The sequence below is a fragment of the Pseudomonas sp. PMCC200344 genome (assembly GCF_030053095.1).
Taxonomy (GTDB): domain Bacteria; phylum Pseudomonadota; class Gammaproteobacteria; order Pseudomonadales; family Pseudomonadaceae; genus Aquipseudomonas; species Aquipseudomonas svalbardensis.
The window spans coordinates 3614538-3638327 of record NZ_CP125618.1 but is presented as its reverse complement, the minus strand read 5'-3'; the positions used below and the strand labels follow the sequence as shown (position 1 = coordinate 3638327).

Sequence of the window (23790 nt, the reverse complement as noted above, 5' to 3'; positions counted from 1 at the left end):
AACCGTGTTTGCCGGTTTTACGACTGCTGCGCAGCCGAACGCAGGCTGCGCCAGCTGCTACATGTTCGTGCCACGCCTCAGACAGCGAGGCTCGACGTTGCGAAACATTCCTCGATCGAGCGCCGCTGTGTCTCGGCATACAACGCCAATTCATCAATCGTCGATCGCCCCAGCGCCTTCTCGAACACTTGCCGGTTCGACTGCACGCCATAGTGGGTTTGCGCCGCATCCCCCAGGTTTGACTGAAAAATCCCCGCAGCGCTGACTGGCAGGAAATCTTCGTACACCAACGGTTCAACCCGCAAGTACCCGCCGCTGAGCAGATCTTCCAGCGACCACGATTTCAACTCGTCGGCTCCCAACCCTTTTTCCGTGACGAAGTAGCGAAAGTACGCCAGTTCCTGTTGGCGCATGCCCTCAACGGTGTCAGGGAATTCTGCAAAGTGCTGCGCCATCAGCGCGTTGTAACGTGCGGCATTGGCCTCATTGGGGAAGTCTTTCAATTCATCCCGGGCAGCGTTGAGCAAACGGTCGTAAAGCGCCCGGCCTTTGGGGGTGAGCGCGGCGCCGCGTTGTTCGATTTCGCCGAAACGGGCGCTGTGGCTGCCACGATTCTCGGCTTGATCGGTGAAGGCGACAGGCTCGTCCAGGGCCTTGAAACTGGTCTGGCGCAGCAGGATCGGGCACTGACGGCGGGGCGGGCCTTCGATCACTGCTTTGGGGGTGATGCCGTGGGCAGGCATTTGCGCCTGGACGATGTCGATGTCCAGGGTGCGCGGCGTCAAGTGGTTGATATGGGGGCCGCTGAACGCCACCACGTCGGCGATCAGGCGATGCTGGGCGCTGAGTTTGCGGTACTGCTCGGCGGTAACGGTGGCGGTGTGATGCCAGCGGAACGTTTCCAGCGCCTGCTCGACGAAGTCCTGGGCCTCCTGTTCGGTGAGGCCTCCCCGGGTTTCGGCGCGCTCGATGAGAATCAGCGCAGTGGGCGTGAAGATCGAACGCTTATCCAGCACCGACTGGGCGAACGCTCGCAGTTCCAGGTCTTCGATCAGTTCCAGGCGCAGCAGGGAGGTGAATACCCGGAATGGGCTGACCTCCAACGCCGCCTCATGCACCGCGCGAAAAGCGGTGGAGTGCACCGGCACACCGGCCGGGGACAGGTCGTAATAACCCACCGGCTGCATGCCCATCACCGCAAACAGCCGGGCGAGGGTGGCCAGTTCATCGGCGGTGCCAACACGGATCGCGCCATGCCGCTCCAGGTCCAGGCGCTGGATTTCACCGGTGCTGTTCAACTGTCGGGCGATCTGTGGATCGCTGTCCAGCACGTGGTGGTTGGTCTGCTCCACCAATTCCATCAGCGCGCCGTACAGCGGCACTTCTTCGCGGTACATGTCGGACATCGCTTTGGAGAAGCGTTGGCGGATCAGGTCAGGGCTGACGAAGTTCGGGTGACTCATGAAAGAATTCCTGGTGCAGTGACGTAAAGGATGCGGAAAAAGATCGCAGCCTTGCGCGGTGCCGACAAACGAAGAATCTTACGGACTTCATTCTGCAAAGGACTGCTGGTTGTAGCAGCTTGTAGCAGCTGCCGAGCCCGCGAGGCTGCGTTCGGCTGCGAAGCAGTCGTGAAATCAGCCACTGTGGTGTGTCAGGAGGAACGTGCGTGCTGGACTTGCGACTGCTTCGCAGCCGAACGCAGCCTCGCAGGCTCGGCAGCTGCTATGTATGGACTCGCCCCCACTGTCTACCCGCTTTTGAAAAACCGCCGCCCCGTTGCATCTATGTATTAGGCCTATTCGAGGAAGCCGTCTTCGGCTTCTGGCCAAAATTGGAAGAGCTCGTGGTATGCCGATTACAGTCAGGCCTCGAAGGCCAGTAGCAGCTAAGGCATCAATCCACGCCGGTCTTACCTGGGGTCAATTTTTTTTCAGCAAAGGGCCGGACAGTTAGTACCTCGGTGGCAGAACTCTGTCGCTCAGTGGCTCATCGTCGCTTGCCGGCCATCACCAGCCTGGCGACGATAAGTCTGGTCATTCTGTAGAAGCACCCAGACGATTCGCAGGTTGCGGTTGGCTAACCTGACCGCAGCCTCCTTACGGCCCAGTCGGCTCATCCAGCGCAACAAGCGGCGGTCATCGGGTTGCTGGGAATCAGGTCGTAGTTGTTGCAGTACCGCATGGGCTCCCTGGATCATCAGGCTGCGTAAATAAACATCGCCTCGCTTGGTCATGTCCCCCAGCCGGACCGTCTGCCCGCTGCTGTGCTGGTCAGGCACCATGCCAAAGTACGCGGCAAACTTGCGGGCATTGGGAAATCGCTCAGGCTTGGTTTCCTTGGCCACCAGTGCCGTGGCAGTGACTGGGCCGATGCCGCGCACAGTCATCAGTCGCTTCGCCGTCATGTCGGCGTTGGCGGCCACTTCGAGGCGCCCCGTCAGCACGCTGATGCGTTCGCCCAAATGGCGCCACTCGGCCAACAGTTCGTCGATCAGTTCACGCAGCAGACCCGGCACCGGCTGGGTGGCATCTTCCAGTACCCGCGGAATTTTCTGGCTGATCGCAACATCGCCCTGCGCCAAGGCCACGCCATGCTCGAGCAGCAGGCCGCGCATCTGATTACTCACGGCGGTGCGGCGACGCACGTAACCTTGACGAGCGCGATGCAGTGCCTGCATGGCCAGCGCCGCAACGCTTTTGACCGGCACTGCGCAGATCTTTTCATCGCGACCAGCCCGCAGGATCGCCAGCGCATCGTTGCGATCATTTTTAGGCCCGCTGCGATGTGTGGCCACCAAGCCGGCTGGAAGAATCCGCGCCAGATTGCCTTGGTCTTGCAGCTGCCGGGCCCAGGCTTGAGCACCCGGGCCGGTCTCCATCAGAACCACGACATGAGGCGGCAACTGGCGTAGAAACTCATAAAACGCCTCGCGCGACTTGATCCGTTGCTCGTAGTGCACCTGGCCGAGGACGTCTTCACCGGCGACCTGAAAGACCTGCTTGGCCAGATCGACCGCCACGGTTGTGCAGGCCGACAAATCGGAAGAAGACAGGAATTGATCAATCGAAGTATGCTTTTTCATGGACTCGCCCTCGCTGTCGTTGGCTGTTTAGACTGCCACCGTGGCGCATTGACGCCTCGGCTTGGGCGAGTCCATCCAATTACACAGGAAGTTCCGAACGTAGCGATGCCAAAAATTCCCGATACAGCCGCGCCGTGTTCGTCGGTTGTTCCACCATCGGCATATGGCCGGTGTGGTCCCAGACTTCCACTCGCAGATCGGCGATGCCTTTGCTCCAGATCGCCACGCTGCTGACATCGATCAAGCGGTCCTTGTGTCCCCACAGCAAAAGTGCCTGGCACTTGATGTCGGGCAGTTTCGGCTCCATCGGCGGGCTGGCGCGCAAGTCCTTGAAGATTTCTTCCAGCTCCTCGCATTGCTGTTCATAGCGTTGCGCGATGGCGTCCAGCATCACCTTGGGTACCCACGGCGGTTCGGCCATGGTCATGGCGTAGAAGCGCTGGAATTCTTCCCGTGAATGAATCAGGAACGGGTTGTGGCCCTTGGCCAAATGGCGCTCCAGGTCGCTGGCTTCGGGGGCGGTGACACCTGCCGGGTCGATCAGGGCCACCGAAACAATGCGATCCGGGTACGTGGCCGCCAGCCACGCTGCCATGTAGCCGCCCATCGAGTTGCCGATCACGTGGACTTTCTCGACGCCGCAGACATCGAGCAACTGGATCATCCGTTTGGCCTGCAAGGGAATGTCGTAGCCGCCGCCCGCCTTGAAGCCGGTTTCGCCATGGCCGGCGATGTCGGGGATGATCACCCGATAGTTGCCGACAAAGTGCCGGGCAAAGCGCAGCCAGATGTTTTTGTCGGCGCTGAAACCGTGGAGCATCAGCACGCTGCTGGACGCTTCGTACGGCCCGCCTTGCCAGGTCGAGACGGTCATTTCGGCGATCGGCACGACAATTTTGTGCAGTCCATACAGCTTGGCCTCTATCGACATGTTCAAGTCATAGAGCCAATGACCGATGGCCGGGTAACTCAACCAGCTCCAGGCCACGAAAACTGCGATTGCGACAACCAACAAAAGCATCAGGCATCTTCCTTTTACGTGATCAGGACAGAATGTGATCAGCGGGTTTCAGCGCCCTGGTCAACCGGTGATAGCTGAAACTGAAGCCCGGAAACATAGCAATCACATGACCGCTCTTGCTTTGATACCAACTGTGGCAGCCCCCGGACTTCCATACCGTGCGTTCCATCTCCCGGTGGATCATTTCAGTGTAGGTACGTTCTGCTTCGGGGCGTACTTCGATGCTGCGCAAACCGTGTTCTTTTAACGTGTGGATACAATCGAGAATGTAGTTCATCTGAGACTCGATGATGAACAGCGCCGAGGTGTGGCCGATGCCCGTGTTGGGGCCGGTGACGATAAACAGGTTGGGGAAGTCCGGCAGGCTGGTGCCGAGATAGGCCCGCGGATACTGGGCCCAGAAATCTTTGAGTTGTGTTCCGTTCTTGCCGGTGACCGGGTAGGAAATCACCCCGTCAGTGGCGTCGTAACCGGTGGACCAAACGATCAGGTCCAGGTCGATGTGTTGGCCGTCCTGGGTGACGATGCCGGTTTCATCGATGGAGGCGATGCCTTGCTCGCGGCTGTGCAGGCTTACATTACTGCGACCCAGCGCCGGATACAGGGTGCTTGAGATGATTATCCGTTTGCAGCCGATGGCATAGTCGGGCGTCAGTTTTTTTCGCAATTGTGGGTCGGGCACTTGCCGTTTGAGGAAGCGCAGGGCGTGTTGCTGGACCAAGCGGATCGCTGGTTTCGAATACTTGAAGGCAATCACCCGGGTTTCGAACTGCCAGTAGATCATCCAGCGCAACAGTTTGTAGGCCGGTTTTAGCCCCAGCAACCAACGCTGGAAAGGCCCAAAGGCGCGGTCGGCCCGAGGCAATACCCAGTGAGGCGTGCGCTGGAACACATGCAGATGCTCGACGTCCGGGGCAATCGTCGGAATCACCTGGGCCGCGCTGGCGCCGCTGCCAACGATGGCCACGCGTTTTTTCCGGTAATCGTAGGCGTGATCCCAGTTGTTGGTGTGAAAGGTCTTGCCCTGAAACCGCTCCTGGCCCTCGAAGTGCGGAATCACGGGTTGGCTCAGCGGCCCGGTGGCGTTGATCAGGAACTGCGCATGGAACGTACCTTTGCTGGCGGTGTGCACCGCCCAGTGTTTGCCGTCGTCGTCCCATTCGATGCGCTCGACATTGGCCTGCAGTTCCACCTTGTCTCGCAGGCCGAAGTGCTCCACCACGTACTGGGTGTAGTGGTGCAGTTCAGCCTGTTCGGCGAACATTTGCGTCCAGCGGTAGGGCGCGAAGGACAGCGAATAGAGCGGCGAGGGCACGTCGACCGCGGCACCGGGGTAGGTGTTTTGGCACCAGGTGCCGCCGAAAAAGTCCCGTCGTTCCAGCAGGCGGAAATCGCTGATGCCTGCCTTGAGCAAATTGATCGCCGCGCACTGGCCGCCAAAACCGCTGCCGATGATCAACACTTGAAAGGTTTGCATGGGCCTCCTTTTTTATCGTTGTTGATCGAACCCTCCTTTCATGTATAGCCAAACATTGGGCGCTCGCCTCATGGCTATGCCCTGGTATTCAGGCCGCCAGCCGGTGATGGCTATTTGCCGTTGCCCTGATAGACTCTCACCACACTTGAAACCTTGTGTTTTCAGGTTCCGTTCAGTGGCGCAGAGGCCTCTATGGGAAAAACGGGAGGAAAAGGACTTTCACTGGCCAGGAGGCTCTATACATCGCGAACCCTGGGTTTGGCTTTGGGGCTGTTGCTCGTGAGCGCGGCGATGTATCCACTCAACCCTGCACCGTGGGTCTGGGTGGCGATGCTGCTCAACGGCTTACTCTGGCCGCACCTGGCTTATCAATGGGCGCGCCGCGCGCCAGTGCCTTATCACGCCGAACACCGCAACCTGCTGGTGGACGCCTTTCTCGGCGGCTTTTGGGTCGCTGCCATGCACTTCAATCCGCTGCCCGGCGCGACGACCCTGGCCATGATGGCGATGAACAATGTGGCCATTGGCGGTTTACGTTTCCTGTTGGCGGGAACCGTGGCGCAGATTCTCGGGATGGGCGTCGGACTGCTGATTTTCTCCCCCGCCTTCATCCCGCAAACCAGCCAACTGCAGATGTATGCCTGTTTGCCCTTGATGTGTTTGTATCCGCTGGCATTGGGCTGGATCTGCTTTCGCCAGGCCCACACCCTCGGTCGACAAAAGCGTGAATTTCTGGCCCTGAGCCGCACCGATAGCCTCACCGGCCTGTTGAACCACGGCGCCTGGAAGGATCAGCTCGAAGTCGAATTCCAGCGTTGCAAACGTCAGCAGCAGGGCGGGGCGATTGCGCTGATCGACATCGACCATTTCAAATCCATAAACGATACCTACGGCCACGTTGCCGGAGACATCGTCCTGCGTCAGTTGAGCAAAATGCTCAAGCAGAACCTGCGCGCGGCGGATGTTGCCGGGCGCTACGGTGGCGACGAGTTCTGCGTGATCCTCCCGGACCTTCCGCTCACGAGCGCTGCGGCCGTGATGGATGCCCTGCGTGATCGCTTCGCCACCTTGGGCTATGAGCAGAGCCCGGCGCTGACAGTCAGCCTGAGCATCGGCCTGGCTGCCTTCAACCCGGCCCACACCGACGCGACCCTGTGGCTCAACGACGCCGACCTGGCGCTCTACGAAGCCAAAGCCACCGGTCGCAACCGCGTCATCTGTTGCGGCGAGGACGAACCGCATCACGAATTGCTCGATTCGGTGTGAAACGTGATCGTTCCCACGCTCCTGCGTGGGAATGCAACCATGGGCGCTCCGCGTCCGCTCTTCGCGTTGCAAGTGTCGCATTCGGTCTAGAGCCTTGCGCCGTAGTCAGGTAGGGTGTTTTTCACCCCCCGACACGAAACAAGGATCGATTCATGACGTTCAATCTCCCTCGTTCCCTGCTGGCCACCAGCCTTGGCCTGACCCTCGTCCTCGGCGTTTTCGCTCCCGCAGTTTCCGCCGAACCGCACAAACAAGTCCTCGCCGATTCCGAACAGTACAAGGGCGAAGCCCTGAAGTTACTGGAGCGTTTGGTGAACATCGACTCCGGTTCCGGCTATGAGCCGGGCCTGACGAAAGTCAGCGACATCGCCATCGACGAACTGAAAAAACTCGGTGCGGCCATCGAGCTTGTGCCCAATACCCCGGACAAAAGCAGCCATGTGATCGCGACCCTGAAAGGTACCGGCAAGGCAAAAATCCTGCTGATGGCGCACATGGACACCGTCTTCAAGGAAGGTTCGGCCGCCGAGCGTCCGTTCCACATCAAGGAAGGCCGCGCCTACGGGCCGGGCGTGATGGATGACAAGGGCGGCATCGTTGCCGGGATCTACGCGCTGAAAGTCCTGAAAAACCTCGACTTCAAGGACTACGCGCAAATAACCTTCCTGCTCGATGCCAGCGAAGAAACCGGCTCGGACATCGCCACCGACCTGATCAAGAAAACCGCCAAGGCCCACGACGTCACCCTCAACCTCGAACCCGGCCGCCCGGCGGATGGTCTGGTGGTGTGGCGCAAAGGCAGTGCCACCGCAGTGGTCGAGATCAAGGGCAAGGCGGCTCATGCCGGTGTCGCGCCAGAGCTGGGACGCAACGCCGCCATGGAGGCGGCGCACCAGATTTTGCAGCTCGGCAAACTGGGCGACGCGGAGAAGAAGACCACCATCAACTTCACCGTACTCAAGGCCGGCGACCGCACCAACGTGATTCCGGATCAAGCCACCGCCAAGGCAGACGTGCGGGCGGCGGTGCCGGAAGAGTTTGACCGGATCGAAAAGGACCTGGCGCGAGTTTCGAAAGACAAGTTGATTGCTGACACAGAAGTCACCACCACACTTCAGCGCGGATTGCCGCCGATGCCGCAAACGCCGGAATCGGATCGGTTGATGGCCATGGCTCAGGGGATTTACGGAGAGATTGGCCGTAAGTTGACGGAAGAGGGAAGTGGTGGGGCGGCGGATGCGAGTTTGTCCGCGGGTGTGGGCACGCCGACGCTGGATGGCTTCGGGATTGTTGGCGGGAATATTCATACGCCGGAGGAGTACGCGGAGGTAGAGAGCGTGGCACCGCGGATTTATCTGTTGTCGCGGATGATTATGGAGTTGGCTAAGGCTCACTGAATTGCGTGCGGTTTTGGGGGGGGTGATGGGTCAGTTGGATCGACCCCTCACCCTAACCCTCCCGAAACGTCGGACCGCCCCAGAGGGGCGAGGGGACTGACCGAGTTGTTTTGGCTATCTACTGCGACCTGAGAGATTGAGTCGAACTTGGATTTGGCCAACAGCAAATCACTTAAAATCGCATTCAACCCGGTCGTTCACGTCGCCGGATTCCTCAAGAAACCCAGGGTCAGTCCCCTCGCCCCTCTGGGGTGTTTGTACCGGACACATGGTGGACACATGTTCGGGGACATGGTGGACGTCTTCAAAGCCGCTTTCCTGATACAACGGTCTGCAAGCTCAAGTCAATTTTGGCAATGCGATGTCTGCTCCAATAGATGTCGTAGATGCCATCCTCGGTCGTTTCTCTGATGGCTATGTGCTCGCCGATGAAGGCCTTTCCAATCGCATACTTGCGGCTTTTCCAGTACATCTCGCCATTGGCCTGAACCTTTCTGATCAAATCCCCTTCGGCGTACTCCAGTGCTTGCCGATGCTCCTGGTATTCACGAGGACTACAGCTGTAGCGAGTCGCTGGAACCTCCATTTCCAATGCTTGATGGGGGCGTTTCTGGTTGTAGATATCGCGCCAGATATCGAAGGCGTTCTGTGCCCCAAGCAGGTCGATGAAGCACTGACCTTGCAAAACTTCAGCCTTGAGGCTGCGGTGAAAACGCTCAAGCTTGCCCTGAGTCTGCGGGTGATAAGGCCTGGAGTGGCCCACTCGGATGCCCTGGCTCATCAGCCAGACCTCTAACGCGGTATAAACCCCGCTCTGATCGCCCCACGGTGCACCGTTATCCATGGTCATGCGCATCGGCAAGCCGTAGCGCCGAAACACGTGGATAAGCTGCTCCTGCACGGTCTGACGCTGCTCGTTGCCACAGGCCGCGATGCACAGCGAGAACCGCGAATGGTCGTCCAATACCGTCAAGGGATGGCAGCGACCATGGCGCATGCCGACATGTCCCTTGAAGTCCATCTGCCAAAGATCGTTGGGGGCTTCATGCTCAAATCGGATAAAGGGTTTGGTATTTGCCGCCTGCGGGTCGATTCGCGAATTACGCTGCAAAATCGCATGCACCGTGCTGACGGCGGGCATCAAATACCCCTCATCCTCCAGATTGCGTTTGAGCTTGCGGGCGCCCCAGGCCGTGTGCTCCACCCCCAAGGCCAGAATCTGCTTTTCAACCGTATCAGCGCAGCGTTTGGGTGAATGTTTTGGGCGCCGAGACTGGTCGTGCAAGCCGTCTGCACCAGAGGTTTCGAACCGGCCAAGCCATTTGTATCCGGTGCTTGGGCTGATATGAAAGCGTCGGCAGAGTTGTCGGATATTGGCCCCTTCTTGCCGAGCTAACAGTACAAATTCGGAACGAAGCTGCATGGTGGACACCTCTTCCCAAGACACAAACCATCTCCTTTCAGATGAGCAATGTGTCTATTTAAAAGTGTCCACCATGTCTCCGAACACCTGTCCACCATGTGTCCGGTACAAACATGGGGAGAGGGTTAGGGTGAGGGGTGTTTCTCAAGCCAGACACCTCCGTCAAAACCACCCCACAACTTTCCAAGACGTTCCCTACGACGTACCCTGTTGCCGCGTTTCGGCATCGACCCTTATAGTTGCGTCTCGCGGCAACTCTGCGCGACGATCTTGGCCGGTCGAACACCAGGAAAACTCATTAGTAAGGAGCTACCAATATGTTCGACCAAGTCATGCCTCGTTACCTCCCCATCGACACCTACGACGCCGAAACCCCGGTGCTCTTCATCAACACCCACAAAGAACTCAGCGACATCGCCGCTTGCGCTGCGCATCGCTTCACCGTGGTTCGCGATCTGGCGGACACCTTGTCCAGCCTGAACCTCAAAGACATTTCCGATTGCGATCTGACGCGCGTTACCCGGGCGGTTCATCTGTTGATGCGCGAAGGCTGCGCGATGCTGAATGTGGTTCAGGCGTGGGCGTTGCAGCGGGAAAAGGGGTTCAAAGCCGCAGTTTAGTGGTGTGGCATCTGACGCTATCGCGAGCAGGCTCGCTCCCACAGGGATTTTGGGTGAACACAAGATTCGTGAACACCGCCAATCCAATGTGGGAGCGAGCCTGCTCGCGAAGGGGCCATTGCAGTCGCTACTTTGACGTCTGCTAAACCGCTATTCCTTAACGCTCATAAACTCTTCCGCCCAACGGATGTATTCCTCAGGCTGCGTATAGGTGTGGGTCAATTCGGTCGCATTCAGGTCCGACGCTTGAGTAAAGATCTGCCGTTGTTCCCGCAGGCTGTCATACGTGGCCTTGATTGCGGCGAAGTAGGCGCCGTGACCATCAATCGTGACCCGTACGCCCAGTTCGGCCAGGCGTTTGTCGTCGCGCAGCAACGGGTTGCCATAGGTGACCAGCATCAGCGGTACGCTCAGGTGCTCGGAGATTTGCTCGAGGTGGTCAAAGTCCCGCACGCCCACCATGCAAATCCCGTCCGCACCGGCCTGCTGGTAATGACAGGTACGGCTGATGACCTCCTGCACCGGCAGAATCCCGGCGTTGGTGCGGGCGATGATTGCCATTTCCGAATCGACCCGGGCTTCCAGTGCCGCACGAATCTTGCCGACGCCTTCCGCCACCCCGATCAGGTCGGTGGATTTGCGGCCGAACTGGGCTGGCAGCAACGTGTCTTCGATGGTCAGGGCGGCCACACCGGCACGTTCGAGTTCGACGATGGTGCGCATGACGTTGAGCGCGTTGCCGTAGCCGTGGTCAGCGTCGGCGATGACCGGCAATTGGGCCACGCGGCCAATACGAGTGGCCTGCTCGGCAAACTCGCTGAGGGTGATCAGGGCGAAGTCAGGCGCACCCAGTACCTGCAACGATGCGACCGAACCGCCCAGGATCCCCACTTCAAAACCCAGGTCAGCGGCAATGCGGGCCGACATCGGGTCGAAGACCGACGCCGTGTGGTAGCAGGCGTTGGAAGCGAACAGCTCGCGAAAGTTGCGGCGCAAATCTTGATGAGAAAGCCTGGACATATGAGTTCCACCACTGCAATGGGAATGGAAGGGCTTGAGCAAAAGTGTCAACGCCGAAGGAACAAAAGGCTATCACGCGAGCGGGGGAAGGATGATGACGAATTTGCAGAGGCGGACGGACCACCGTCGGTCACGCCGCCACCGACTGCTGTTGTTGATTGAGCAGCGGCACGGCGCGTACCGAGTTGCCGGGTTGCAGTTGCAGGTGTTTGGCGGTGAGGCGGTCGACGATCAGGCTGTTGCCCACCTGCCTGGCCTGGGCGGCGGTGATGCGGCAGTTTTCCAGGCGACGGTTATGGATCAGCCACACCGGGGCCTGCTCGTCGGGTGTGCCGATGGCCAGCAGCAGCGGTTGGCTGTCGCGCACGGTGCGGATATTCGAGACCGGGGCTTCGATCACCGGGCCGGCGTCGAAGATGTCGATGTAACCCTTATGGGCAAAGCCTTCGGCAGTGAGGATTTTCAGCGCCGGTTCCGTGTTCGGGTGCGCTTTGCCGATCACGGCCTGGGCCTGTTCGGTGAGCAGGCAGGTGTAGAGCGGTTGGCGTGGCATCAGTTCAGCGATGAACGACTTGCTGCCCAGGCCCGACAAGTGATCGGCGTGGCTGAAATCCATCTTGAAGAAGTGCCGGCCCAGGCTGTCCCAGAACGGTGAACAGCCCTGTTCGTCGGCGCTGCCACGCAATTCGGCGATGAGTTTGTCGCCGAACAGGTGCGGAAACTCGGCGACAAACAACAAACGCCCCAACGACAGCAATCGACCGTTACTGCCCTGGCGTTGATCGGGTCGCAGAAACAGCGAGCAAATCTCCGATTGGCCGGTCATTTCATTGTTCAGGAACAACGTCGGAATCTGTCGCCGGATGCCCAGGTCCGGTGACGAACTGACCGTGAGCCCGACCCGGTAGTTGTACCAGGGCTCGCGCAGGCCCACGGCGCCCACCAGGGCACTGACGCCCACCAGTTGCTGATCGTCGTCTTCGAGTACGAAGAGGTAATCGGCATCGGCGCGTTCGACCTGTTCGGCGAAGGTTCGTTGGGCCCAGCGCACCCGGTGGGTCAGGCGTTCCTCGTTGGCCGGCAGGGTGGTGAAGCCGGGGCCAGCCTGGTGCACCAGGTTCAGCAAGGCGGGCAGGTCGGTGACGTGAACCGGGCGGACAATCATGATGCAACTCCTTCTGCACGCCCGCTCGGGCGCTGTCGTTGGGCGCAGGGCCGGGTGACGCTCACAGGGCGATCAGCCGGATCGGGCTGCCTTCGGTCACGTTCAGGGCGGCGCACATCTCGGCGCTCAACCTCACAGGTTGGCCGGCCTGGTAATCCAGATCGGCGACGATGGCGCGATAGTCCTTCAGCGAGTCGTTGCTCACCAGATAACTGCCAAGGGCATCAATGGACGCACCCGGTTTCGCCGTGCCGGTCTGGCTCTGGGCGATGGAGCGGATGCCAGGAGTGCGCGCATACAACGTCGGACCGCCGTCGAACAGGTCGATGTAGCTGTTGGTTTCGAAGCCTTCGCGCTCGAGGATATCGAAGGCCTCCTGGCCATCGGGGTGGATGCGGCCGATGCAGTCCTGCGCCGCCTTGGGCAGCATCGGCACGTAGATCGGGTATTGCGGCATCAGTTCGGCGAGGAAGGTTCGGCTTTCCAGGCCGCAAAGTCGCTCGGCCTCGGCGTAGGGCAGGTCGAAAAAGTGCTTGCCCACCGCATCCCAGAACGGCGAGTGCCCTTCATCGCTGCTGAAGCCGACGATCTCGGTGATGACGGCTTCGGAAAAGCGCTGCGAATGGGCGGCGATGAACAATAGCCGCGCCCGGGACAGCAGTTCAGAGAACCGTGTTCGCACCAGCGCTGCATCAATGTGAAAACCCCGGAGCAAGGTATGGCCACTGAGGTCATGACACAACGACAACGCGGGCACGCCGTGCTCGATGTTCAGTTCCCGCGAGGCGCTGGTGAAGTGCCGGTTGCGCAGGCTGTAGAACGGCTCGCTGAAACCGGCGGTGGCAAGGATCTCCGAGCAGCCCACCAAACGCTCTCGGGTCAGATCTTCCAGCACGAAGAAATAATTCTCCGGACCGCGACCCGCAACGTCTTTTTCGAATGAGGCGCAGGAGTCGAGAATCTTCTCGCGCAGGCATTCGGTGTCGTCCGGCAAAGACGTGACGCCTACCAGACTGTCGCGCGCCAGTTGTTGCAACTGGGGCAGGTCGGTTAACTCGACTGGGCGTAAGACCAGCATGGATGTACTCCTGTATCAAAGGGTTCGGCGGTTGGCACCGAACCTGACTATCACTGTCGGTTTCCACGCGTTAAATCGGCGGTCGCCTGATTTTTTGTCAGACGCCGCTCTTTTTCTTGTCAGACGTTGCTTGGGTCGGGCAGTACCGTACGGGTGCCCAGCTTGTTGAGTACAAACAGGTAGACCAGGCCCAGGGCAATCCAGATCAGGCCGAGTTTCTGTGCATCGACGCCCATGTTGTACATGATTGCCGCGACGATGATGAAGCCGATCACCGGGCAGATCAGGTGACGGATCACCTGGCCGGATTTCTGCCGACGCCAGTAGTAGTTGATGACCGTCAGGTGCAGCAACATGAAACCGCTCAGTGCGCCGAAGTTCACCAGTGAGGTGAGGGTGTCCACCGAGTTGATGAACAGGTAGCAGATCACCAGCGACAGCACGGCTACCAGATAGATGCTCACGTACGGCGTGTTGTGTTTGGGGTGAACTTTGGCCAGTACCTTTGGCAGCTTGCCGTCTCGGGCCATGCCGAACAGCAGACGAGATACTGCCGCTTGGGAGGTGATTGCCACCGCAACACCCCAGGCCAGCGCTGTCGCCACGGCGGTCAGGGTGGCTAGCCAGCTGCCGGCCGCGAGTTCAGCGATTTCATAAAAAGCCGTGTCAGCCGATTTGAAACCCATGCCGGCCGCCAGATCCGTCGCAATCCAGGTCTGCACAACGAAGATCACGCCCATGACCACCAGCGTAATCAGCGCGGCCTTGCCGACACTGCGGCCCGCGTCACCCTTGATCTCTTCGGCGAGGGTGGAAATCGCATCGAAACCGAGGAATGACAGCACCGCAATCGACACCGCTTGCATCAGCAGGGCGAAATTGAACGTCTCGGGGTTGTACAACGGCGCCAGTGTCAGCTGACCGTTACCGCCTCCACTGTGCAGCGCGTTCCAGGCGTAAAACAGGAAGATCCCCAGCACCACCAGTTGCGCCAGCAGAAAGATGATGTTCATCCGCGCGGTGAAGGTGATGCCCCGCAAGTTGACAAAGGTCGCGCTGACCAGGAAGGCCAGGATGAAACCGACCTTCGGAATGTCCGGGTACAAATGATTCAGGGCCATCGCCGCGTACACATACAGCAGCGGCGGAATCAGCAGGTAATCGAGGAGCATCAGCCAGCCGGCGATAAACCCTACGTGTTGGTTCAGGCCCCGTTGCGCGTAGGAATAAACCGAACCGGCAATCGGAAAGGCCCGAGCCATGCTGCCGTAACTCAGGGCAGTGAAGAGCATCGCCACCATGCCGATGATGTAGGCCAGCGGTACCAGCCCCGGTGCCTCGGCGTTGACGTAGCCATAAACACCGAACGGTGCGATGGGGATCATGAAGATCATCCCGTACACCACCAGGTCGGTCAGCGACAGGCTGCGTTTCAACTCTTGCTTGTAGCCGAATTCTTCTATTTCCATGAAGCCCTTCTCCTTGGGATGAAAGCAGCTGCAAGCTGCGAGTTTGAAGCGATTGTTTTACAACAGCGGTGCCAGGTAGTCGGTAAAGCGACTGACGTCTTCAGGCGTGCGCAGCAGGTCGTTGCGCACCTCGATCAACACCGATTCCAGGCCTCGTGCATCGCCGTGGACCGGCACGGTCATGTCGCCCAGCGGGTTGATTTTGTACGGCTCATTACCGGCAACCTTCAATGGCTGCTGACTCAAGCCGTCGATCAAGCGCTGGGCATATTCCTTGGCCTCTCTATACAACACGCCAACTTCAAGCACGCGGGGCTGGCCGTGATAGACCGGAGTGAAGCTGTGAATCCCCACCACCCGCACCGGTCGTCCTTGAGCGACACGTTCGTCGATCAAGTCTGTCAGACGCGAGTGAAACGGCTCGAACAGGGATTGCCGACGGTACTCGCGGGTGGCTTCGTTCAGGTCCCGGTTGCCCGGCACCTGATAAATTTCGCTCTGCGCCGGAATGCTGTCCGGGGCTTGGCGCGGTCGGTTGAGGTCAACCAACAGTCGCGAATAATTGGCCGCCAACAGGGTTGCGCCCAATGCTCGGGACAAGCCCTCGGCCAGCGCCAGGGCGCCGATGTCCCAGGCGATGTGCTCACGGGCCGCCTCGTGACTGAGGCCCAGGTCATTTAACCCGGCCGGAATAAAGCGGCTGGCGTGCTCGCAGACCAGAATCAGCGGGTGGCCGGAGTTTTCCCGGCTCAGGGTGTACGCGGGCCCGGTGTAAAGACCGAGCTCAGCAGATTCAGTACAGGCGCGCATAGTGTTCACAACGTTCGGCGGGCGACAGCTGTTCCGTCAGCGTCAGTTCCTCGTTTTTAAGGGCGAAGTAGGTGTCCAGCAACGCGCTCGGCAGGGCTTCGATCAGTGCCTCGCTGTTGCGCAGGCAATCCAGGGCCTGGGCAAGGGAAGCGGGTAGGGCGACGATGCCGCGCGCCTGGCGTTGTTCTTCGTTCAGGGAGTCGGGGACTTCATCGGTGATTGCGTTCAAGGCCAGGCGTTGCTCGATGCCCAGGCGGCCGGCAATCAGCAGCGCTGCCATGGCCAGATGCGGTGAGGACGTGGCGTCCATGGCGCGAAATTCCAGATTGTATTGCGACGCCACCGATTTGCCGCCCAGGCTTATTGTCGGGCAGATTCGCAGCGCCGCTTCGCGGTTGCGTTGGCCGAGGCACGCGTAGGACGCGCTCCAGTGATGAGGCTGCAAACGTTCGTAGGACACCGGCGTCGGCGCGGTAAACGCACAGAGTGCGGGCAGGTGATGCAGGATGCCGGCGGCCCAGTGCTGGCCGAGAGTCGACAAGCCATTGGTGGTGCCGGCGTCGTACATCACCGGCTGGCCAGCCAGGTCCAGCAGGCTGACGTGCAGGTGCACGCCGTTGCACACCGCGTGCTCCGAGGTCTTGGGCGCGAAGCTCAACGCCAGGCCCATTTGCCGGGCGATCTCGCGGGTGATTTCACGCACGTTCACCGCGCGGTCGGCAGCGGCCACACCCAGGGTCGGGCGACAGGTGATTTCGTATTGATGCTTGCCGTACTCGGGCAGGAACATTTCCGGCTCGACGCCCCCGGCACGCAGGGCGCTGAGCAGCCACCCGCCAAACTCGGCACCCTGACGCTGGGCTTGCAGAGAAAACGCCAGGTGTTCAACTTCACCGGTGTTCAAGTTGAATTCGTGCTCAAACGCCGCATTGATCTGCAAGCCCAACTCGGCGCGATAACGCTCTACCTCGTCGCGCAACACCGTACGCGGGCAGGCACCCCACGGGCGGCCATCGGTTTCGCGAATGTCGCTGTGAATAAAATCCAGCGCCGGAGCGTTGGCGTCCGGGCCGTTACTGACCGTCACTCGGCTGACCGGATCGGGCATCAGCCGCAAATCGCCATAAGCGCCCCACGGGTTGGCGTAGGCGATGATGTCTTGCGGGGTCAGCGCGCTGTTGGCCGGCACCCAGCCACAACCGGTCCTTTGATAGTGCTCGAGTTCGTCCGTGGGAAAGGAGCGCCCGCGTGTCACGCCGATCAGGTCGGTGGTGACGAGGGTGGTCATGGGCAGTGGCAACAGGCGCTCGCTCATGGTTGCATCTCCTGCAACCGGCCGAGCACAGTCTGGGTGTCGGTGATCCAGCAGTAACCCTTGATTGCATTCAGGCAGGCTTGATGCCGCTCGGCTGTGTAGGTTGCGCAGGCATCTTCCACCAGCGTCACCAGATAACCGCGGTCGGCGGCGTCACGCACGGCCATGTCCACGCACTGGTCGGTGACGATGCCGGCGATGATCAAGTGCCGGGTTCCGAGGTTGCGCAGCACGTAGTCGATGTGAGTGGAGTTGAAGACTCCGGACGAGGTCTTGGGCAGCACGATTTCGTTTTCTGCCGGGGTCAGGTCGTCGATGATCCGCGCTTGCGGGCTGCCCTTGGGCAAGTGCATGTCCGAGAGCTTGTGGTCCAGCGAGCGGTCGCGGCCGTCGGCGGTGAGGCTTTCGATGATCGTGTGCAGCACGTTTTGCCGGGCGCTGCGAAAGGCGCTGAGCAACCGGCGTTGATTGGGCACCACTTGCATGTGGGTGCGGGTCAGGAAGTACTCGGCGTCCGGCCCGTTGAGGTGCGGGTCAAACTGCGGTTCAAGCCAGGCGCGTTGCATGTCCACCAGCAACAGCGCGGTGTGATCGGTGACGAATGGCAAATCCCGAGGCGAGTGGTGGGGGAGCGTGAACATCCTTATTTATCCTCCAGCAGGTGGGTGTCGAAGTCGGTCCGCAGGGCGTCGATGCCTTCCAGGCGATCGGCCAGATCCGGACTGCGCAGGGTCAGGCAGGCAATCAGTGCCTCGACCTGAGCCAGCGCCGGAACCAGGGAGTCGAAGGCCGACACCGATTCCACCGGCGCACTGATAATCAGGTCGGCCATTTCCCGCAACGGTGAAGCATAGATGTCGGTGAACAACACCACGCGTGCATAGCGACTTTTCGCCGCATTGGCCACGCGTAGGGCCTGTGACTGGTAGCGGCGATAGTCGAACACCAGCACAACGTCCTGACGCTGCACGTCGAACAAACGGTCGGGCAGTTGTGCATTGTCTTCCAGGGCGAAACAGCCCGGACGCAGCAAGCGCAGGTGATTGAGTAAATAACTGGCGAGGAAACTGCTGAAGCGCCCCCCGAAGCAATGCACCTGATGGCGGGTGTCGAGCAGCCATTCCACCAGAATCCGCACATCTTCGGGTTGGGTCAGCGCATGGGTGTCCACCAGCGCTCGATGGCTGTGCGCCAGATATTGGCTCCAGGCGTCGCCTTTCTGAAGATGAGCACGAGGTTGCAACAGGGCGCTGGGAGAACGGAGGCGGTGGTCCATGTCGCTGAGCAGGGCATCCTGGAAATCGGCATAACCGCTGAAACCCAGTTTTTTGACCAGTCGCACGATGGTGGGATCGCTGACACCGGCATGTTCGGCCAAACGTGACATCGGGCCCAGTCCGTTACGCGGGTACTGGTCCAGCAAGGCACGGATGACTTTGCGTTCCGACGGCGTCAGTTCCAGGCCGGGATCGGTGAACAGGTCTCTGAGAGAAGGCATCCGGGCTCCTGCTGGATGGATGTGTCGGTTTCGTTTCATAAATTGCTAAAACAGTATTTATGTAGCGGACTCAACATGTCTAGTGAATTTTTCCCTGGTTTTTTTAAAACCCCAAAATGGGGCGAAAAGCCCGTGGGGCTTGGGCTACACGGAAGTCGACAGAGCTTGTAGGCCATCGCCCATAGTGGTGTCGGATATCGCCGATTTTTTCAGGTGTATCAAGTTTTCGAACCTGCATGGCCGGAGCAAACGAAACGCCCTGGATCGCGCTTCTTGCGGCACAATTGGGCAGTTATTCGTGGCGTGACGCCGTTTTCAATTTCCATCGACAGAGTGATTCTTCGTGCAGGCGACCCGTTTGACCTTGATGTGCCACGCTCGAACCGTCGCACAAAAATTGGCGTGTTTTCCTACGAATGAGCCAATAGAGATGGATTGGCAATCGGCAAAGGGATCGCGTCGTGCTCAGTTCAAAGGGACGCGGCGACTGGTGTGTGGACCTGAACTGCGAACCCGGCAAACCGCCGAGTTGTTCGGCAGCGACATGGAGATTGTCGAGGCACTGAGGGATTGCGATTTCGGGCACTGGAACGGCGCGCGGATCGACGATCTGCAAAAATCCGCAGCCGAAGCGCTGCAGATCTGGCTCGATGATCCGAATTCGGCGCCCCACGGTGGCGAGTCGGTGGTGCAACTCGGTGAGCGGGTGGCCGCTTGGCTGAAAACGCTGGAGGCCACACCGGGACACATCGTTGCCATCACCCATCCGTTTGTCATTCGCGCCGCGCTGACGCAGGTGCTGCAAGGCGCAGCCTTCAACCTGATCGACGTTGAACCGCTGTCGGCCATCGAGTTGCGGTTCAATGGCCGCTGGCGCTTACGCTTGCTGGGCACTGACCCTGAAGGAGCACATTGATGAAAAAACTTCTGGTCATCGGCATCGGCGCCGGCAACCCCGACTACATCACGATGCAAGCCGTGAAGGCGCTGAACCTCGTCGACGTGTTTTTCCTCATGGACAAGGGCCAGAGCAAAGACAAACTGATCGACCTGCGCCGCGAGATCTGCGAGCGCTACATCACCGATCGCGACTACCGCTTCGTCGAAGCCCACAGCCCGGAGCGCGAGCGCGGTGATGTGGACTACAAGGCCAGTGTGGAAGACCTGAACCAGGCCAAGCAGCAGACCTTCGAACGGTTGATCAGCGAGGAAATGACTGACGACCAGTGCGCCGGTTTTCTGGTGTGGGGCGATCCGGCGTTGTACGACAGTACGATCCGGATCTTGCAGGCGATTCTGGCCTCGGGCCGCTGCGTCTTCGAATTTGAAGTGATCCCCGGCATCACCAGTGTCCAGGCGCTGGCGGCGCAGCATAAGATGCCGCTGAACCGCATTGGCCGCTCGATTGAAATCACTACCGGCCGGCGGCTGGCGGCGGGGCAGGTGAGCGATGCCGACAGCCTGGTGGTGATGCTGGATGCAGAAGATTCCTACCATCAGGTGGCAGATCAGGAGACAGAGATTTACTGGGGGGCCTACCTGGGGACGCCGGATGAAATCCTGATCAGCGGCAAGCTCAAGGAGGTGGCGGATGAGATCGAACGGGTGCGCAAGGCGGCCCGGTTGGCCAATGGGTGGATTATGGATACGTATCTGCTGCGCAAAACTTGAGTGCAGCGGTGTCTGGACTGGCCTCATCGCGAGCAGGCTCGCTCCCACATTAGACCGCATCCGTCCAGACAACTCGGTCAACTGTGGGAGCGAGCTTGCTCGCGATGAGGCCCTAAAGAACACCTCAAGAAATTGCTTTTACCTCACGCCCAAACCGCTCGCGATACACCGACGGCGGCACGCCGACCACGCTGCGAAACGCCACCCGAAAACTCTCCACCGAGCGATACCCACAGCGCTGGGCAATCTGGTCGGTGTTCTGGCTCGTACTCTCAAGCAGCTCGCGAGCCCGTCCCAGGCGTTCATGTTGCAACCAGGCTTTGGGCGGCATACCAGTGGCTTCAGTGAAGCGGCGCAGAAACGTCCGTTCACTCATGGCCGCCTCACTCGCCAGCTCGCGCACCTCCAGCGGTTCGTGTAAACGCCCGCGTGCCCACTGCATGACGCGCGACAAATCGCTACGAGGCGTAGGACTGACCGGTGTCGGAATGAACTGCGCCTGACCGCCGGTGCGTTGCGGCGACATCACCAGCCGCCGCGCCACCGAGTTGGCCACCTGCGTACCGAAGTCCCGCGCCACCAAATGCAGGCAGGCATCGATACCGGCAGCACTGCCGGCCGAGGTGATCAGCTGACCTGAATCGACATAGAGCACGTCCGGGTCCACCAGAATGTTCGGAAAACGCTCGGCCAACTCAGCGGTGTAGCGCCAGTGCGTGGTGGCGCCGCGACCGTCGAGCAAACCAGTGGCCGCCAGCACGAACACACCCGAGCAGATCGATAACAACCTCGCACCCCGTGCATGGGCTTGGCGCAGGGCCGCGATCAATGCCTCAGGAACCGGGGCGCTGCGATCACGCCAGCCGGGAATGATGATGGTCCGGGCGTCCTCGAGCAGCTCCATGCCGCCATCGACCAGCACCTGAATGCCGCCCATGGCGCGCATCGGGCCTTGATCCACGGCGGCGATTCGGTGCTCGTACCAAGGGAAGTCGAACTCCGGACGAGCCAGGCCGAAGATCTCCACGGCGATGCCGAACTCGAACGTACAAAGGCCGTCGTAGGCCAGAATCGCGACCAATCCAGGGGTGGGCTGCATTTGGCGGAAAGTTCCCGGTGAGTGTCTTGTGCGCCACTGTAGCCGCAAGCGTCGGGCGGATAAAGTCTTCTCACACCCACCGAGACTTTGGAGTACAGCCCATGACCAGCCTGGTCCGCGAGATTCCCGCCGCCCCATCGGCCATCGCCCTGATGCATTTCAGCAACCGTCTGACCTTCGAAACCGACTGTTCCGACGTCCACGGCAGCCAACAGGCCGGTGAAGTGGATTTTGTCCTGGTGGACGTGCGCGGCCCGCTCGCGTTCGAACGTGGCCATGTGCCGGGGGCGATCAACATTCCGGGGCGATTGCTGACTGCTGAAAGTCTGGCGGCCTACCCGAAAACCAGCGTGTTCGTGGTGTATTGCGCCGGGCCCCACTGCAACGGTGCCAACAAGGCTGCCGTGAAACTGGCGGCGCTGGGTTACCCGGTGAAGGAAATGATCGGCGGAGTGACCGGGTGGCTGGATGAAGGGTTTGAGTTGAGTGTGAGGGTGCAACAGTCAGTGAGTGCCGTGATCGGTTGTGAGTGCTGATCGGGCCGAGACCTGCGCTGACCACCAAGCATCCAGCGTCGCCTGCAACCACTCGAACACGGTTGCATAGGCGGCGCTGTCCTGTTGACCCCGGGGCAGCGGTGACTCGTCGGCAAAGTGTTCATTGAGCGTGGCCACCGATTCAGCCGTCCACTCCGGATGAAACTGCAAACCCACCCGCGTCGGCCCGGCGCAATACATCTGCTGCTCGCACTGATCACTGCTGGCCAGCAACTGCGTGTTTGGCGGAAGGTCGATGGCGTCTTCGTGCCATTCCAGCACGTTCAGATGCTGACCATCGACGAACGTCACGCGGGTCCAACCGGTTTCGGTTCGATCCATCCGCCGCACATTCCCGCCCAGACTCAGCGCCAGCAACTGCGCCCCCAGACAAATCGCAAACACCGGCGCGCCTTGATCTAGGCTGCCCGCCAACCACCGACGTTCAGCTTCCAGCCACGCTGGCCCGGCGTTGGACTCATAAGGCCCGCCCAACAGGATCACGGGTACTGCACTCACTGGCGGCAACTGGCCGAGGTCGGCGCGAAACACGTTCAGGGTCAAACCTCGGGACGCAGCCCACGTGGCAATGGCGCCGGGACCTTCGGCGGGGTGGTGCTGGATCAGGTTCAACGTGGGCATCACGCTTCTCTCGTGGGACAAGTTGGCGGTCAATGTGCCGTAAATACCGGTTCATCGCCAGTCAGACTATTCAGTCGAATTAGCACCTGAACCCTGTAGGTTTTGTCTCAAACCAGTGATTGTCTGACAGTCCTTGTACCGCCTTGGCGCACGCGTGCAAACAGCGCAATCCGTCGGCCACTTTTCTATAACTATTTGTCGCTTAAACACAATTGACCCTCTTTGAGCCGCTCTAGACTGCCGACCACTTCGGTGCTCTCCAATCGGAAGGCGCAACCGAATGCCAATCGAAAGCTGCCAATAAAAGTCTCCGCACACAGGAGTTATAAATGAAGAAGCTAGTGATGTTCGGTGCCCTGGCACTGTCGATGTTGTCCCTGACGGCTGTGGCCGAAGACGCCAAGCCGATCCGCCTGGGTATCGAAGCCGGTTACCCGCCATTCTCGATGAAAACCCCTGACGGCAAACTCACCGGTTTCGACGTGGACATCGGCGACGCGCTGTGCGAGCAGATGAAAGTGAAGTGCACCTGGGTCGAGCAAGAGTTCGACGGCCTGATCCCGGCGCTGAAGGTCAAGAAAATCGACGCGATCCTGTCGTCCATGACCATCACCGACGATCGCAAAAAGAACGTCGACTTCACCATCAAGTACTACCACACTCCGGCGCGCTTCGTGATGAAGGCAGGCACCGACATCAAAGACCCGCTGACCGAACTCAAAGGCAAGAAAGTCGGTGTGCTGCGCGCCAGCACCCACGACCGCTTCGCCACTGAAGTGCTGGTGCCGGCCGGTATCAATCTGGTTCGCTACGGCTCGCAGCAGGAAGCCAACCTGGACATGGTCGCCGGTCGTCTCGACGCGATGCTGGCCGACTCGGTCAACCTGGACGACGGTTTCCTGAAAACCGACGCCGGTAAAGGCTTCGCTTTCGTGGGCCCGACCTACGAAGACGCCAAGTACTTCGGCGGCGGCGCCGGTATTGCTGTACGCAAGGGCGATACCGCCCTGGCAGAGAAATTCAACACCGCCATCACCGAAATCCGCGCCAATGGCAAGTACAAGCAAGTGCAAGACAAGTACTTCGACTTTGACGTTTACGGCCAGTAATCACGCCGTCCAAAAAAGTGGCAACCGTTGACGCGGTTGCCACTTTTTTTATGCCTTGATGATTTATTCTGCGCAGCACGCGAACACAG

The 23790-nt window shown here is 59.9% G+C and carries 22 protein-coding genes; 7 read left to right on the top strand and 15 right to left on the bottom strand.

All coding sequences use genetic code 11. The features are described 5' to 3' along the window. Positions 1–77: 77 nt before the first annotated feature. From QFW87_RS16455 to QFW87_RS16440, 4 genes are all read right to left on the bottom strand, one after another. On the bottom strand, positions 78–1463 hold the full coding sequence (locus tag QFW87_RS16455; RefSeq protein ID WP_283188266.1) for a VOC family protein: 1386 nt from the start codon (positions 1461–1463) through the stop codon (positions 78–80). Between the two features lie 518 nt (positions 1464–1981). Beyond that, entirely contained in the window at positions 1982–3040 is a 1059-nt protein-coding gene (locus tag QFW87_RS16450) for an IS110 family transposase (protein WP_283190887.1), read from the bottom strand. 124 nt (positions 3041–3164) lie between these two features. Further along, positions 3165–4106 (bottom strand): alpha/beta fold hydrolase, encoded by a 942-nt coding sequence (locus tag QFW87_RS16445; RefSeq protein WP_283183945.1) that lies wholly within the window; start codon positions 4104–4106, stop codon positions 3165–3167. 22 nt (positions 4107–4128) lie between these two features. Then, positions 4129–5583 carry an NAD(P)/FAD-dependent oxidoreductase gene (locus tag QFW87_RS16440; protein WP_283188265.1) on the bottom strand — a complete coding sequence of 485 codons (1455 nt, stop codon included), beginning with the start codon at positions 5581–5583 and terminating at the stop codon, positions 4129–4131. Positions 5584–5775: 192 nt separating this feature from the next. Here QFW87_RS16440 and QFW87_RS16435 point away from each other — a divergent pair, with 192 nt between their 5' ends. Further along, the gene (locus QFW87_RS16435; protein WP_283183947.1) at positions 5776–6849 is read left to right on the top strand and encodes a diguanylate cyclase; all 1074 of its coding nucleotides are present in this window, start codon (positions 5776–5778) and stop codon (positions 6847–6849) included. A gap of 152 nt (positions 6850–7001) precedes the next feature. Beyond that, on the top strand, positions 7002–8246 hold the full coding sequence (locus QFW87_RS16430) for a M20/M25/M40 family metallo-hydrolase (protein ID WP_283188264.1): 1245 nt from the start codon (positions 7002–7004) through the stop codon (positions 8244–8246). 304 nt (positions 8247–8550) lie between these two features. On the opposite strand, the gene QFW87_RS16425 is transcribed toward QFW87_RS16430, so the two are convergent. Then, the gene (locus QFW87_RS16425; protein ID WP_283182018.1) at positions 8551–9669 is read right to left on the bottom strand and encodes an IS481 family transposase; all 1119 of its coding nucleotides are present in this window, start codon (positions 9667–9669) and stop codon (positions 8551–8553) included. A gap of 317 nt (positions 9670–9986) precedes the next feature. On the opposite strand from QFW87_RS16425, the gene QFW87_RS16420 reads away from it, so the two are divergent. Beyond that, a complete protein-coding gene (locus QFW87_RS16420; RefSeq protein ID WP_283183948.1) occupies positions 9987–10289 on the top strand; it encodes a hypothetical protein in 303 nt (100 codons plus the stop codon). A gap of 150 nt (positions 10290–10439) precedes the next feature. On the opposite strand, the gene QFW87_RS16415 is transcribed toward QFW87_RS16420, so the two are convergent. The 8 genes from QFW87_RS16415 to QFW87_RS16380 all read right to left on the bottom strand — a co-directional run bounded on the left by QFW87_RS16415 (position 10440) and on the right by QFW87_RS16380 (position 18644). Further along, positions 10440–11309: an oxaloacetate decarboxylase gene (locus tag QFW87_RS16415; protein WP_283183949.1), complete on the bottom strand. Its 870-nt coding sequence runs from the start codon at positions 11307–11309 to the stop codon at positions 10440–10442. 130 nt (positions 11310–11439) lie between these two features. Then, positions 11440–12474, bottom strand: coding sequence for an arginine N-succinyltransferase (gene astA / locus QFW87_RS16410; protein ID WP_283188263.1), 1035 nt, complete (start codon positions 12472–12474; stop codon positions 11440–11442). Positions 12475–12535: 61 nt separating this feature from the next. Further along, on the bottom strand, positions 12536–13552 hold the full coding sequence (locus QFW87_RS16405) for an arginine N-succinyltransferase (RefSeq protein ID WP_283183951.1): 1017 nt from the start codon (positions 13550–13552) through the stop codon (positions 12536–12538). A gap of 119 nt (positions 13553–13671) precedes the next feature. Further along, the gene (locus QFW87_RS16400) at positions 13672–15021 is read right to left on the bottom strand and encodes an APC family permease (protein WP_283183952.1); all 1350 of its coding nucleotides are present in this window, start codon (positions 15019–15021) and stop codon (positions 13672–13674) included. Positions 15022–15078: 57 nt separating this feature from the next. Continuing rightward, positions 15079–15831: an N-formylglutamate amidohydrolase gene (locus QFW87_RS16395; RefSeq protein ID WP_283188262.1), complete on the bottom strand. Its 753-nt coding sequence runs from the start codon at positions 15829–15831 to the stop codon at positions 15079–15081. Then, on the bottom strand, positions 15815–17146 hold the full coding sequence (locus QFW87_RS16390) for a glutamine synthetase family protein (RefSeq protein ID WP_283188261.1): 1332 nt from the start codon (positions 17144–17146) through the stop codon (positions 15815–15817). Before QFW87_RS16390 ends, QFW87_RS16395 begins: the two co-directional genes overlap by 17 nt. Continuing rightward, positions 17143–17787 (bottom strand): isochorismatase family cysteine hydrolase, encoded by a 645-nt coding sequence (locus QFW87_RS16385; RefSeq protein ID WP_283183955.1) that lies wholly within the window; start codon positions 17785–17787, stop codon positions 17143–17145. Before QFW87_RS16385 ends, QFW87_RS16390 begins: the two co-directional genes overlap by 4 nt. A 2-nt stretch (positions 17788–17789) precedes the next feature. Next, positions 17790–18644: a MurR/RpiR family transcriptional regulator gene (locus tag QFW87_RS16380; protein WP_283183956.1), complete on the bottom strand. Its 855-nt coding sequence runs from the start codon at positions 18642–18644 to the stop codon at positions 17790–17792. Between the two features lie 343 nt (positions 18645–18987). On the opposite strand from QFW87_RS16380, the gene QFW87_RS16375 reads away from it, so the two are divergent. Further along, positions 18988–19560: a histidine phosphatase family protein gene (locus QFW87_RS16375; RefSeq protein WP_283183957.1), complete on the top strand. Its 573-nt coding sequence runs from the start codon at positions 18988–18990 to the stop codon at positions 19558–19560. Further along, entirely contained in the window at positions 19560–20315 is a 756-nt protein-coding gene (cobF, locus tag QFW87_RS16370) for a precorrin-6A synthase (deacetylating) (RefSeq protein WP_283183958.1), read from the top strand. Before QFW87_RS16375 ends, cobF begins: the two co-directional genes overlap by 1 nt. A gap of 124 nt (positions 20316–20439) precedes the next feature. Here the strand turns inward: cobF and ftrA are convergent, their stop codons facing one another. Then, the gene (gene ftrA / locus QFW87_RS16365; protein ID WP_283188260.1) at positions 20440–21414 is read right to left on the bottom strand and encodes a transcriptional regulator FtrA; all 975 of its coding nucleotides are present in this window, start codon (positions 21412–21414) and stop codon (positions 20440–20442) included. A 101-nt stretch (positions 21415–21515) separates the two neighbouring features. Here ftrA and QFW87_RS16360 point away from each other — a divergent pair, with 101 nt between their 5' ends. Next, positions 21516–21950, top strand: coding sequence for a rhodanese-like domain-containing protein (locus QFW87_RS16360; protein WP_150655460.1), 435 nt, complete (start codon positions 21516–21518; stop codon positions 21948–21950). Here QFW87_RS16360 and QFW87_RS16355 read toward each other — a convergent pair. Further along, complete coding sequence (locus QFW87_RS16355; RefSeq protein ID WP_283183960.1) at positions 21918–22592, bottom strand: type 1 glutamine amidotransferase; 675 nt, start codon at positions 22590–22592, stop codon at positions 21918–21920. The genes QFW87_RS16360 and QFW87_RS16355 overlap by 33 nt on opposite strands. A 329-nt stretch (positions 22593–22921) precedes the next feature. Here QFW87_RS16355 and QFW87_RS16350 point away from each other — a divergent pair, with 329 nt between their 5' ends. Then, positions 22922–23701 carry an ABC transporter substrate-binding protein gene (locus QFW87_RS16350; protein ID WP_283188259.1) on the top strand — a complete coding sequence of 260 codons (780 nt, stop codon included), beginning with the start codon at positions 22922–22924 and terminating at the stop codon, positions 23699–23701. Positions 23702–23790: the final 89 nt, after the last annotated feature.

Coding starts and splice junctions, on each gene's coding strand:
- ftrA (WP_283188260.1), bottom strand. CDS start 21,414: ATGCAGCCCACCCCTGGATTGGTCGCGATTCTGGCCTACGACGGCCTT.
- QFW87_RS16395 (WP_283188262.1), bottom strand. CDS start 15,831: ATGCGCGCCTGTACTGAATCTGCTGAGCTCGGTCTTTACACCGGGCCC.
- QFW87_RS16405 (WP_283183951.1), bottom strand. CDS start 13,552: ATGCTGGTCTTACGCCCAGTCGAGTTAACCGACCTGCCCCAGTTGCAA.
- QFW87_RS16415 (WP_283183949.1), bottom strand. CDS start 11,309: ATGTCCAGGCTTTCTCATCAAGATTTGCGCCGCAACTTTCGCGAGCTG.
- QFW87_RS16430 (WP_283188264.1), top strand. CDS start 7,002: ATGACGTTCAATCTCCCTCGTTCCCTGCTGGCCACCAGCCTTGGCCTG.
- QFW87_RS16385 (WP_283183955.1), bottom strand. CDS start 17,787: ATGTTCACGCTCCCCCACCACTCGCCTCGGGATTTGCCATTCGTCACC.
- QFW87_RS16360 (WP_150655460.1), top strand. CDS start 21,516: ATGACCAGCCTGGTCCGCGAGATTCCCGCCGCCCCATCGGCCATCGCC.
- QFW87_RS16390 (WP_283188261.1), bottom strand. CDS start 17,146: ATGAGCGAGCGCCTGTTGCCACTGCCCATGACCACCCTCGTCACCACC.
- astA (WP_283188263.1), bottom strand. CDS start 12,474: ATGATTGTCCGCCCGGTTCACGTCACCGACCTGCCCGCCTTGCTGAAC.
- QFW87_RS16455 (WP_283188266.1), bottom strand. CDS start 1,463: ATGAGTCACCCGAACTTCGTCAGCCCTGACCTGATCCGCCAACGCTTC.
- QFW87_RS16440 (WP_283188265.1), bottom strand. CDS start 5,583: ATGCAAACCTTTCAAGTGTTGATCATCGGCAGCGGTTTTGGCGGCCAG.
- QFW87_RS16350 (WP_283188259.1), top strand. CDS start 22,922: ATGAAGAAGCTAGTGATGTTCGGTGCCCTGGCACTGTCGATGTTGTCC.
- QFW87_RS16380 (WP_283183956.1), bottom strand. CDS start 18,644: ATGCCTTCTCTCAGAGACCTGTTCACCGATCCCGGCCTGGAACTGACG.
- QFW87_RS16445 (WP_283183945.1), bottom strand. CDS start 4,106: ATGCTTTTGTTGGTTGTCGCAATCGCAGTTTTCGTGGCCTGGAGCTGG.
- QFW87_RS16355 (WP_283183960.1), bottom strand. CDS start 22,592: ATGCCCACGTTGAACCTGATCCAGCACCACCCCGCCGAAGGTCCCGGC.
- QFW87_RS16435 (WP_283183947.1), top strand. CDS start 5,776: ATGGGAAAAACGGGAGGAAAAGGACTTTCACTGGCCAGGAGGCTCTAT.
- QFW87_RS16400 (WP_283183952.1), bottom strand. CDS start 15,021: ATGGAAATAGAAGAATTCGGCTACAAGCAAGAGTTGAAACGCAGCCTG.
- cobF (WP_283183958.1), top strand. CDS start 19,560: ATGAAAAAACTTCTGGTCATCGGCATCGGCGCCGGCAACCCCGACTAC.
- QFW87_RS16425 (WP_283182018.1), bottom strand. CDS start 9,669: ATGCAGCTTCGTTCCGAATTTGTACTGTTAGCTCGGCAAGAAGGGGCC.
- QFW87_RS16420 (WP_283183948.1), top strand. CDS start 9,987: ATGTTCGACCAAGTCATGCCTCGTTACCTCCCCATCGACACCTACGAC.